The sequence below is a fragment of the Chitinophaga sp. YR627 genome (assembly GCF_900114995.1).
Classification (GTDB): Bacteria; Bacteroidota; Bacteroidia; order Chitinophagales; family Chitinophagaceae; genus Chitinophaga.
Genome location: NZ_FOUX01000005.1, coordinates 699,033 through 712,038 on the forward strand (window position 1 = coordinate 699,033; position 13,006 = coordinate 712,038).

The 13,006-nt window shown below is 48.2% G+C and carries 7 protein-coding genes; 6 read left to right on the top strand and 1 reads right to left on the bottom strand.

The window, feature by feature from the left end:
• The first annotated feature begins 20 nt into the window (after nucleotides 1–20).
• The 6 genes from BMZ72_RS27935 (at nucleotide 21) to galB (ending at nucleotide 11,825) form a co-directional block, all read left to right on the top strand.
• A complete protein-coding gene (locus BMZ72_RS27935; RefSeq protein ID WP_089813289.1) occupies nucleotides 21–2,954 on the top strand; it encodes a SusC/RagA family TonB-linked outer membrane protein in 2,934 nt (977 codons plus the stop codon).
• A 17-nt stretch (nucleotides 2,955–2,971) separates the two neighbouring features.
• A complete protein-coding gene (locus BMZ72_RS27940) occupies nucleotides 2,972–4,564 on the top strand; it encodes a RagB/SusD family nutrient uptake outer membrane protein (protein ID WP_089813291.1) in 1,593 nt (530 codons plus the stop codon).
• A 24-nt stretch (nucleotides 4,565–4,588) separates the two neighbouring features.
• A complete protein-coding gene (locus BMZ72_RS27945; RefSeq protein ID WP_089813293.1) occupies nucleotides 4,589–5,647 on the top strand; it encodes a SusE domain-containing protein in 1,059 nt (352 codons plus the stop codon).
• A 14-nt stretch (nucleotides 5,648–5,661) separates the two neighbouring features.
• A complete protein-coding gene (locus BMZ72_RS27950; protein ID WP_089813295.1) occupies nucleotides 5,662–6,690 on the top strand; it encodes a glycoside hydrolase family 53 protein in 1,029 nt (342 codons plus the stop codon).
• A 155-nt stretch (nucleotides 6,691–6,845) separates the two neighbouring features.
• On the top strand, nucleotides 6,846–9,380 hold the full coding sequence (locus BMZ72_RS27955) for a cellulase family glycosylhydrolase (RefSeq protein WP_089813297.1): 2,535 nt from the start codon (nucleotides 6,846–6,848) through the stop codon (nucleotides 9,378–9,380).
• Between the two features lie 3 nt (nucleotides 9,381–9,383).
• Entirely contained in the window at nucleotides 9,384–11,825 is a 2,442-nt protein-coding gene (galB, locus tag BMZ72_RS27960; protein WP_089813299.1) for a beta-galactosidase GalB, read from the top strand.
• A gap of 43 nt (nucleotides 11,826–11,868) precedes the next feature.
• Here the strand turns inward: galB and BMZ72_RS27965 are convergent, their stop codons facing one another.
• Nucleotides 11,869–13,005 carry a YncE family protein gene (locus BMZ72_RS27965; RefSeq protein ID WP_089813301.1) on the bottom strand — a complete coding sequence of 379 codons (1,137 nt, stop codon included), beginning with the start codon at nucleotides 13,003–13,005 and terminating at the stop codon, nucleotides 11,869–11,871.
• Nucleotide 13,006 lies beyond the last annotated feature (1 nt).

Sequence of the window (13,006 nt, forward strand, 5' to 3'; positions counted from 1 at the left end):
CCAAAATAAAAAATGCCACGATGAAAATTACAAAACGGGGATTCCACGGTATCATCTATCTTATTGTTGCCTTGCTTGCCGGACTTTCAGCATCAGCCCAGCAAACTGTCAGGGGGACACTCCGGTCTGCCACCGGAGAAGCTATTCCGGGGGCAACTATTGCAGTTAAAAAAGCAGGCACTGTCGCCATTGCCGATTCGGCAGGCCATTTTTCCATCAAAGCATTGACAGGCGATACCCTTGTCGTGAGCTTTGTGGGTTTTAAAAGGCAGGAGGTCAGGGTACCTTCCGCCGGTTCATTAAACATCATTCTCCAGGAATCCGTATCAACGCTCAGTGACGTTGTAGTGATCGGGTATGGTACCCGGGCACAGAAAGACCTGACCGGCTCCATTGCTACCGTCAGTTCGAAAGACTTCCAGCAGGGTGCCATCACCACACCCGACCAACTGGTAACCGGTAAAGTAGCCGGCGTGGTCATCACACCCAATAGCGGCGCTCCGGGTGCAGGTGGTACCATCCGTATCAGGGGAGGTACCTCCCTCAACGCCAGTAACAACCCACTGATCGTGGTAGATGGGGTACCGCTGACCAGCGAAGGGGTATCTGGCGTTGCCAATCCGCTTAGTCTGATCAACCCAAACGATATTGAGTCCTTCAATATCCTGAAAGACGCCTCCGCTACCGCCATCTATGGTAACAGGGCTTCCAACGGGGTGATCATCATTACCACTAAAAGCGGCTCCTCCGGTAAACTGAAAGTCACTTTCAATACCGTCCTGTCAGAATCTGTCAGAAGGAACGAGATCGGCGTCCTGAACGGCGACGAATTCCGTAACCTGATCGCCCAAAAGGGTAACGACGAAGAAAAAGCACTTGTAGGCACCGCCAATACCGACTGGCAGGACCAGATCTTCCAGAAAGCCTTTGGAGGGGACTATAACCTTGGGCTCTCCGGTGGTATTAAAAAACTACCTTACCGCCTGTCTATCGGCCATACCTACCAGGACGGTATCCTGAAAACCAGCAACATTAAACGGACTTCCGCTTCCCTGAACCTGAATCCGTCCTTCTTCGACAACACCTTAAAAGTCACCATCAACCTGAAAGGCGTTTATCAGAAATCCCGTTTTGCCAACGAAGGCGCTATAGGGGCAGCCATTGGCTTTGACCCTACCCAGCCGGTATACGCCAGCAATAAGTATGGTAATTTCTTCGAATGGCTGAATGCTTCTACCGGCATTCCTATCGAACTGGCCACCAAAAATCCACTGGGCCAGCTGCTGTTAAATTCCAGCCTCAGCGATGTATACAGGAGTATCGGTAATATCAAAGTAGATTACAAACTGCCTTTCCTGCCTGCGCTGACCGCAACCGCCAACGCCGGTTATGATATCTCTAAAACGGAAGGAAACGGCTTTGTGCCAGCCTATGCTGCCCTCTCCTATCAGCGGGGTGGTTCCATAACGGAATACTCCCAGCGTAGAAAAGACAAACTCTTTGACTTCTACCTGACTTATAACAGGGAACTGAAAGAACTGGCCAGTAAGTTCGACGTCACTGCCGGTTACTCCTACCAGGATTTCTTCAGAGGTAGCCCTGCCTACCCCGTAAGAAACGCCAACGGAGACGTGATCAACATCCCGGTGGCAGATTCCAGCCGCAATACACTGGTATCATTCTTCGCCCGTGCCAACTATACCTTACTGGACCGTTACCTGCTGACGGCCTCCTTCCGTCGGGATGGTTCTTCCCGTTTCGGCCCGGCCAATCACTGGGGAGACTTCTCCTCCATCGCACTGGCCTGGCGGATCAAGGAAGAAAGCTTCCTGAAAAATGTCAATCTCTTCTCTGATCTGAAAGTACGCGTAGGCTACGGCGTCACAGGTAATCAGGATATTGGTCTGGCATATCCGTTCCTCCCGATCTATACCCAGGGCGCCAATAACGTGCAATATCCTTTCGGCAACGGCGCTTATTACACCTACCGTGCAGAAGCCTATGACCCGAATATCAGATGGGAACAGACGGCTGCCTGGAACGCAGGACTGGACTATGGCTTCCTCAATAACAGGATCACCGGTACGCTCGACTTCTACTATAAAAAGACCAAAGACCTGCTGGCTGATATTCCTACCGCCGCCGGTGCGAATCTCAGTAACCACGTGCTGACCAACGTCGGTAATATCGAAAGTAAAGGTGTTGAACTGGCCATCAATGCCACCATCATCGAAAAACAAAAACTGAACTGGAAAGCGGGTTTCAATATCAGCTACAACCAGAACAAGATCCTGAAACTGTCTAATGTCTCCGACTCCAGCTCTGAAGGTATTCTCACAGGTGGTATCTCCGGTGGCACAGGCAACAGTATCCAGATCAACACCGTAGGTTATGCACCACAAACCTTCTATGTATACAAACAGGTGTATGGCCCGGATGGCCGTCCTGTCGAAGGCGTATATGACAAACCAGGTGAAGGCAGCAATATGTTCTACAGATATAAATCTGCAAACCCTAAACTGACCATGGGCTTTACCTCTCAGTTCAATTACGACAACTGGGACCTGTCTTTCGTATTGCGCAGCAATATCGGCAACTATGTATACAACAACATCCGTTCTGCCGGCGGCGCCTACAACAGTATCAGAACATCCATGGGCTACATGGGTAACGTGAACAGGGACTATCTGAATTCAGGGTTTAGTAACAGCCAGTATTCTTCCGACTACTACGTGGAAAACGCTTCTTTCCTGCGGATGGATAACCTTTCCCTGGGTTACAACTTCGGAAAGATCCTGCGGAATACCGCCTCCCTGCGTGTGAATGCCATCGTGCAGAATGTATTTGTCGTTACAAAATACAGCGGACTCGATCCGGAGATCTTCAGTGGTATTGACAACAATCCTTATCCAAAACCACGCATCTATTCTCTCGGTATCAACATCGCTTATTAACCTTGAAAAGAAGGAACATGACTATCAAATCACTATCAATCATAACTGCCTGTGCCGCTATAATGGCGACCACAGCCTCCTGTACCAAAGACCTGAACCGGTTGCCTTATGTACAGGAAACATCCGAAACTGTATATAAAGATCCCGTAAAGATCAAAGGCGTACTGGCAAAACTATATGGCAGTCTTTGTCTCAGCGGACAACACTACGAAGACAACAGTCTTTCCGATATCGTTACCGACAACACCGGTACAAATGTGTTTCTCCGTAACTACTGGCAACTACAGGAACTCACAACTGACGAAGCAGTCATCGGCTGGAATGACGGCGACCTGCTGAGTTTTCACAACCTCAACTTCACACCTGATGGTAAGTATGTAAAAGTGCTCTATGACCGTATTTTCTTCGGCGTCGCAGCCTGCAATGAATTCCTGCGGCAGACTACAGAAGAGAAAATGAGCAGTTTTCCCGCGGATGTGGCAGCCGATATTCAGGAATATCGTAACGAAGCACGTTTCCTGCGTGCCTTTTATTACTGGACAGCGATCGATATGTATGGCAAAGTACCTTTCGTAACAGAAGCCGATCCTGTAGGCGCCTTCCAGCCAAAACAGATCTCAAGAGCAGACCTGTTCACTTACCTGGAAACAGAATTAAAAGCACTGGAACAACTCCTGCCTGAACCACGCACCAATGAATACGGTCGCGTAGACAAAGGCGCTGCCTGGATGCTGCTCGCAAAACTCTATCTCAACGCAAGAGTCTATACCGGCACTGAGAAGAATAGCGAGACGATCACCTACTGTAACAAATTGATGACGAATAGTCCGTATTCACTGGCAGCAGACTACTCACAATTATTCAAAACAGATAATGATAAAACAGCGGAGATCATCTTTCCTGTCATGGCTGACGGTGTAACCTCACAGTCTTATGGTAATACCACCTTCATCGTATTAGGCTCCATTGGCGGTTCTATGAATGTGGCTGACTATGGCGTATCTACTGCCTGGGGCGGTATGAGAACGACAAGAGCCATTGTAGACCTCTTCCCTGATCCTTTTGGTACAACAGATAAACGCGCGATGTTTTATGCTACCGGACAAAACCTCGACATCACCGATATCGCCAGTTTCAATGATGGCTATGCAGTACCAAAGTTTAAGAACATCAGCTCTACCGGTCAGCCAGGTTCCGATCCTACCAGGAGATTCACGGACACAGACTTTCCGATGTTCCGTTTAGGTGATGCATATCTGATGTATGCTGAAGCAGTTGTACGCGGAGGTAGTGGCGGCTCTATCGCAGAAGCAGTGAATTATGTCAATCTGTTACGCCGCAGAGCATACGGCAATAACAATGGTGACATCAGTGCAACACAGCTCACACTGGATTTCATACTCGCAGAAAGAGGCAGGGAACTGTACTGGGAAGCGAAAAGAAGGACTGACCTGGTCCGCTTTGGTAAACTGACCAGCGGCAGTTATCTGTGGCCGTTCAAAGGTGGCGTTGCCGCGGGTACAGCTGTACAGGACAAATACAATGTCTTTCCGATTCCCACGACAGACAGGATCGCCAATCCTAACCTTGTCCAGAATGATGGCTACTAATATGTCCAACTGTAAAATGATTGTATGAAAAGAATCTTTGCTTATCTCCTGCTCACCCTCCTTTTTACTTCCTGTAAAAAGGACGAAATAAAATCTGTGTACACGCTTCCGGCAGGTACACCATCCTTTACCAGCAGCATTACATCCATCGTACTGGATAGTACGCACCGTGATGATGTAGCGGTAAACTTAAAATGGTCCGCACTTAGCTATGGCATCAACGCAGACGTCACTTATTCACTTGAATTTGACACCAGCAGCACCATGAGCCATGCGGTTACATTTGTAATGAATGCAGATACTGCTAAACATTACACGGTAACAGAACTGAATGCCATCGCATTACAAACAGGACTGGAAGGCAACAAGGCCGCTCCGCTCTATGTACGCATGAAAGGGGAAGTCCGCCAGAATGGTACTGCTACCAACCCATCCACTATTCCGGTTACTTATTCTGATATCCTGACCATCACCGTCACAGCTTATGCACCGGGTAATATAGCCCTCCTGTGGGTACCGGGTGAATACCAGGGATGGAATGCAGCCACCGCTCCTACCATTGCAGACGTAGCAGGTAAAGGAGCTTACGAAGGCTATATTTATTTTCCCAACAATGCCGGTGGCAACTACACCTTCAAGATCACAACAGCACCTAACTGGAATGATCCTGCATGGGGCTATGAAAGCACCACTAAAATGGTAAAAGGCGGAGGGAATCTCTATACACCTGGTGAAGGCTATTTCCTGGTAAAAGCGAATGTCAATTCAAGGGACTGGAGTACCACACTCACCACCTGGGCGCTTGTAGGTGATGCAGTCGCCAGTGACTGGGAGACAGATATCCCCATGACATTCGACGTTGCCTCCGGTACATGGATTGCCAATTCAGTGGCGATCAAAGGAGCCGGTGGATTCAAGTTCAGGGCCAATAAAGGCTGGACACTCAACTACGGTCCGACAGACGGCAAACTGGTACAGGATGGTGGTAATATCTCTGCACCAGGTGGTGTGGCAGGCAATTACAAAGTGGTACTGAACCTGAGTCAGGCGGGCAATTACACCTATACGCTCACGAAGTTGTAAATCAAACACTGGAAATGAAAAAACTGATCATAGCAACCAGTCTGCTCTTAGTGGCAGCGATAGGTTGCAAAAAATATGAAATGCCGGGCAACACGCCTGCCACAAATCCGATCCTTGAGAAGATGATACGCGGCGCTGACGTCAGCTGGCTCACCGAAATGGAAGCAGCAGGCATGAAATTTTATGATACCACCGGTAAACAAACGGATGGTATGCAGCTGATGAAAAATGTCAACATGAACGCCATCCGGCTGCGTGTATGGGTGAACCCTTCCAATGGGTACAACAACCTCGCTGATGTATTAACCAAAGCAGAACGCGCACATGCACTCGGCATGCAATTGCTGATAGATTTCCACTACAGCGATTCATGGGCGGATCCCGGACAACAAAATCCCCCGGCTGCCTGGAGCAACCAGGATATCGCGGGCTTACAAACATCCGTCTATAATCATACACATGAAGTCCTGACCGCCCTGAAAGCAAAAGACATCATCCCTGCATGGGTACAAATCGGCAACGAAACCAACAACGGTATGTTATGGCCTTTAGGCAAAGCATCCGAACACATGGATAATTTCGCCCTGCTGATCAACGCAGGCTATAAAGCAGTAAAGGAAATCGACAGCAACATCAAAGTCATTGTCCATCTTTCAAACGGATACGACAATGCACTCTATAAATGGATATTCGATGGTCTGGTTGCCAACAAAGCCAATTTTGATATCATCGGTATGTCGCTCTACCCTTCTACCGTGGAATGGCAGACACCCAATCAGCAATGCGAAGCTAATATGCGCGACATGGTATCCCGTTATAATAAAGAAATTCTGCTCTGCGAAATAGGCATGCCGGCCACATCACCGGTTGCCACAAATTACTTTATCCGTGACCTTTACACAAGAATCCATAACTTACCGGGTGGCAAAGGCCTCGGAATCTTTTATTGGGAACCACAGGCATACAACAGATGGCAGAACTATCTGCTCGGCGCATTTGATAATACCGGTAAGCCTACATTCGCGATAGACGCCTTCAGATAATTAACAATTAAGAATTAAAGATTAAGAATGGAGACTTCAGCAAAAAATTGTTTACTGTCTTATTACAACTTGTAAACCTGAACGCATTAACAGGATTAAGGCGCATCTATACTACGCTTAATTTTTAATTCTTAATTCCACTCAATTTCGGGATAATGAAAAGAACTACCCTTTTACTACTAACACTCCTGCTAACCTGTCAGGCCCTGGCCCAGCGTCCACTGGTCTATGTGGACAAAACAGGCGTATTACGTTATACAAAAGACCGGCAAGAAGCCGTTTTCTTTGGCGTCAATTACACAGCGCCCTTCGCATATGGATACCGTTCGCATAAAGCAGTAGGCGCAGATCTGAAAAAGGCGATAGACGATGATGTTTACCACCTGGCCCGCCTGGGTGTAGATGCTTTCCGGGTACATGTATGGGATACAGAGATCACAGACGCACAAGGCAATCTGCTGACAAACGAACATCTCGACCTCTTTGACTATCTCATCAGCAAACTAAAAGAACGGAAGATCAGAATACTGTTGACGCCCATTGCCTTCTGGGGAAATGGGTATCCGGAGAAAGATGAAAATACCGGCAGCTTTTCTTACATCTATGGAAAGGAAAAAGCATTGGTGAATGATACAGCGATCCGCGCACAGGAGAACTATGTAAAACAGTTCTTCGTACATGTCAATCCATATACTGGCCTGACCTACAGGAACGATCCTGATATCATTGCAACGGAGATCAACAATGAGCCACACCATAGCGGACCGCTGGAGGGCGCAACAAACTACGTCAACAGACTCGCAGCTGCGATCAGGAGCACCGGCTGGAAAAAGCCCGTCTTCTATAATATCAGTGAGTCCCCTTATTATGCCGCTGCTGTCGCAAAAACAAATATCGATGGGGTAAGTTTTCAATGGTACCCAACAGGACTGGTGGCCAATCGTACCTTACAGGGCAACCTCCTGCCGAATGTTGATTACTACCGGATACCATTCGATACCATTCCTGCCTTTCATAACAAAGCCAGGATGGTATATGAATTTGATGCCGGAGATGTGCTGCAACCTGTCATGTACCCCGCTATGGCCCGAAGCTTCAGAAGCGCCGGTTTTCAATGGGCAACACAGTTTGCCTATGACCCGATGGCGACAGCGTATGCCAATACAGAATACCAGACGCATTACCTGAACATGATCTATACGCCCGAAAAGGCAATCAGTTTCCTGATAGCAAACAAAGCATTCCATCAGTTACCGCGTAATAAAAACTATGGTACTTATCCTGCGGATACACTTTTCGGCAACACACGACTAAGTTATGCACAACAACTCAGTGAGTGGAATACCGCGACGGAATTTTATTATACCAGTCACACCTCCACCGAACCGCTGAACAATACGCAACTGGAACACCTGGCAGGTACCGGCAATTCTCCTGCTGTACAATACAGTGGTACAGGCGCCTACTTCCTGGATAAAATATCGGAAGGTAACTGGCGACTGGAAATTATGCCCGACGTCATTGCACTGAATGATCCTTTTGAAAAAGCCTCGCTGGCAAAAGAAGTCCGCCGGGTACAATGGAATAATCAATCTATCAGCATCAACTTACCTGACCTGGGTGAAACATTCAGCATCACACCAGTGAACGCCGGTAATCATCACCAGCCACAGGTATCAGGTAAGTCCTGCACACTGTACCCTGGTACCTATTTACTGACCAGAAAGGGAAAAACCGCGGCGGCAGGCACCAGTCATATCAATGGTGTTATCGCTTTACAGGAGTTTGCCGCACCGCAACCGGTACATACGACACTGGCGGTCTATCACCAGCCACTGACGGCAATATCCGCTGATCAACCGGCAACTGTCACCGCCACTATCGCAGGCATCGATACAAATGCGCGTGTATGGCTGGAAGGGAATCGTCTCGGCGGACAATGGTTCAAAGCAGACATGCATCTGACAGGAGTAGCCACCTATACCGCTACGCTCTCAACGGAAATACTGCAACCAGGCTTGCTGCAATACAGACTGATCATACAACAGGGAGATCATTACACCAGCTTCCCGGGCGGACATGAAGGTGATCCTTATGCATGGGATAACTATCAGCGGGATACCTGGCAGACCTTTATCGCTGCTCCCAATACCATGCTATCCCTGCTCAACATAACTGATCATAAGGATCTCATCACCATCCCTGCTTATACACAGGGCGCTTATACCACCGGTAGCAGCGCTGGTCAACTGGCACTCCGCATCGCCGGACATGGTAAAGGATCAGACACCATCACAGGGGTGAGCAGAGGAGTCGCTGCAGATCTCAAAAACAGGGCATCCGAACTGAAAGCATACAACACCATCGTGATCCGTGCAAGGGTGAAGGGCATTGCAAACGCACAGGCCAGGATTGCACTGGTCACTGCTGATGCGAATGCTTTTGCTGCAGCATTCGCACTTAAAGAAACATACAGCGATATCGAAGTCCCCTTGAGTAGTTTATCTGCGGATAAGGCCCTGTTGCTGCCAGGACCTTATCCCAGCTTCATGCCTTTATGGTTCAAAGCAGCAACGGCTACGCCTTTCGATATCAGCCAGCTCGATAAAATAGAACTCACCAACATACCCACTGCGGACACCACACCATATACCATAGAAGTAGAATCCGTCTGGTTAAAAGTTAAATAGCGTATGAACAAGTGTAAAATAGCATTACTGGCCATGGTACTCATGAGTGTAAAAGGGATGTCCCAGGCACGTCAGGAGTATCTGCTGGAGAAGAACTGGAAGTTTGCCAAAGGCGACCATCCCGAGGCCTTAAAAGAGGCGTTTAATGATAAAAGCTGGGAGACAGTCCGCATACCGCACGATTGGGCCATAAAAGGCCCCTTTGACGGCAATAACGATTTACAGAAAGTACAGATCGTACAGAACAATGAACAGGAAGCAACAATGAAGGCAGGCCGTACAGGTGGTCTGCCATTCATTGGCGCCGGCTGGTACCGTTTGTCTTTCTCCGTTCCGGAATTCCGCACAGGCAAAAAAGCCGTCCTCCTCTTCGACGGCGCGATGAGCAACGCAGTAGTATATGTCAATGGTAAAAAAGTAGGCGCCTGGCCCTATGGCTATAATTCATTTTCCTTTGATATCACCTCCTTCCTGCATGCAAAAGGACAAAATACGCTTGCTGTAAGGCTGGAGAACTTCGAACAGGCATCGCGCTGGTATCCCGGTGCAGGACTCTACCGCAACGTACACCTGATCGTCACCAACGATGCACATGTACCTGTCTGGGGTACCTACCTCACCACGCCTATAGTCACAAAAGAAAACGCGGCGGTACAACTTCAGACCACTATCGACCGAAGTAATAAAAAGGCCACGCTCAGCGTAAAGACCGATCTGCTCGATGCAGCCGGTAAAGTGGTCGCTACTGCTTCCACGCCGCTGAAAGCAGACAGTAGCACTGTCACGCAACAGTTCTCCATCGCACGACCTGTACTATGGTCCCCGGAAACGCCCGTCATGTACAAAGCCATCACACAGATATATGAAGGCACACAGTTAAAAGACCAATACGAAACACCGTTCGGTATCCGTACCATTGAATACAAGGCTGGCAAAGGCTTCCTGCTGAATGGTCAGCCGAGAAAATTCAGAGGTGTCTGTAATCACCATGACCTCGGTCCGCTGGGGGCTGCTATCAATACCGCCGCCTTACGCCGGCAGATCCGTCTGCTCAAAGACATGGGCTGCGATGCGATCCGTACTTCGCATAACATGCCAGCTCCGGAACTGGTAACGCTTTGCGATGAAATGGGTATCCTAATGATGGTAGAATCTTTTGACGAATGGAAAGCGCCAAAAGTAAAAAATGGTTACAGCCTCTATTTCGATGAATGGGTGGAAAAGGATCTGCTGAACATGTTGCATCACTACCGGAACAATCCTTCCAATATCATGTGGAGCATTGGCAATGAAGTGCCGGACCAGAGCTCTGCCAATGGCAAAGACATCGCACGTCGCCTCCAGGATATCTGTCACCGGGAAGATCCTACGCGTCCGGTAACGGCGGGTATGGACCGTTTTGACGATGCCATCAACAAAGGCTTCGCTGCTGTGCTGGATATACCTGGTTTTAACTATAAACCCGCCCGTTACGCGGAAGCACACAGTAAATTACCACAGGGCTTTCTCATGGGCTCAGAAACAGCGTCTACGGTAAGTTCCAGAGGAATTTACAAATTCCCGGCAGGCTTCTACAAAGGAAAAATGTACGACGATAACCAATGCTCTTCCTATGACTTCGAAGTCTGCTCCTGGTCGCAGGTGCCTGATGACGAATTCGTACAACAGGAAGACCTGGATTATACCATCGGTGAATTCGTCTGGACCGGTTTTGACTATCTTGGCGAACCCACCCCCTACGATTCCAGATGGCCTTCCCATAGCTCCTATTTCGGCATCTTCGATCTGGCGGGTATTCCTAAAGACCGGTTCTACCTGTACAGAAGTCACTGGAATAAACAACAGCCCACGCTACACCTCCTGCCCCACTGGACCTGGCCGGGCAGAGAGGGACAGATAACGCCTGTATTCTGCTACACCAGTTATCCTTCAGCAGAACTCTTTGTCAATGGTAAAAGCATGGGCAGATTGAACAAAGACACCACCACACATCAAAGCCGTTACCGCCTGATGTGGAATGATGTGGTTTATCAACCGGGAACCATCCGCGTAGTGGCTTATGATCACACCGGCAGAGCCGTTGCGGAAGATAGTGTATCAACAGCAGGCACGCCACATCACATCCGGCTGGAAGCGGATAACGATGCTTTATCCGCCGATGGTAAAGACTTGTCCTATATTACCGCCAGTGTAGTAGATGCAAAAGGGAATCTTTGTCCTGCGGCTACGAACCTCCTGCAATTTGAAGTGACAGGTGCGGGTAGGTTTAAGGCAGTCGCCAATGGTGATCCTACCTGTCTGGAAGCGTTTCATTTACCACAGATGAAAGCGTTTAGTGGTAAACTGGTGTTCATTGTGCAATCAGGTGAAAAAGCAGGCGATGTGAAAGCGCTTGTAAAAGCTGATGGGCTGCAACCAGCCAGTCATACTATTCATGTTAAATAAACAACAGGGCCGCTCTGTACATTGAGCAGCCCTGTTGTTGCTGTTACTTATACATAAATATCATCTCCATCGGGTACTTGTCTATCCAATACCAGAATAACAAGCTGCCACTATGATCATAATAGTAAAACTTCGTCTCATCCCATACATTCATTTCCTGTGAATCAAGGATGGCAAAATCACCATTATTCCTGTTCACCTCTACACTTACTGGTGTAAATTTCATATCCGATGGCGTATTATAACTGATCGCCTGCCATGACGCAGTGACCGTGTTGTAGACTCTCAACGGTTCATAGGGATCAATTATCCACAATGAATCACCCCTGGTTGCCATATCATACATACCTGCACTATATCCAAGATCAGTGACAATATCGGTTGCAGGATCGATTTTTATAAAACGTGCCGGCCTGGCGCCTCCCACTCCCCAGTATGACGTGAGGTGAAAGTATACATTACCATCGTTGCCTGTCTTAGCAAGAATAGGCTGATTCAGAAATTTGTATGTTGTATCAAGAGAGAATGTAGGCATATCTATTACCGGCAATCTGAAAGTATCTGCCGGCTCACCGTAACTCTGATAACCTGTTACATACAATTTATTGCCGCTGGCAGCTATCTGTAAATGTTCCCCTCCTGTGAATAAACTACCATCGATAGAAAGGGATGTGGTATCTATACGACGGACATAACCATCCCCGCAGGAGACAAAGACTTTCCCCGCTGCCGCGGCTATATATGTCGGATATACCGGGTCCTGGCCACTGGCAAAAAATGGGATACGCTCCTGCGAGACCAATGTAAATGCGTCCAGTACCTCCACATACGCATCACTGGTGCCTGTACCTCTTACGGTAACATAGATCTTATTGCCATAGCGTTTCATATCATAAGGATAGAACCCCAGGTTATATCCGTTCGCGCTTAGGAAGCGGTTCCTGTCAAAAGTACCGGTATTGAAATCATAATAAGCGATGGTCCCGCTGAAGTCGGTAGCCTGGTCCATGCAGAGTACATAAATACCGTTTAACCCTACAGAGTCTGCAGAAGGGTTTTGATTAATCCCCAGTGTGTTTTTATTTAAAAGGGGGCCGGGGGTTGTTTCAGGCTTGGTACATGCATAAAATGAAAAGAACATCATGACATAGCATGCGTACAGAAAGCTGGCTTTTTTCATA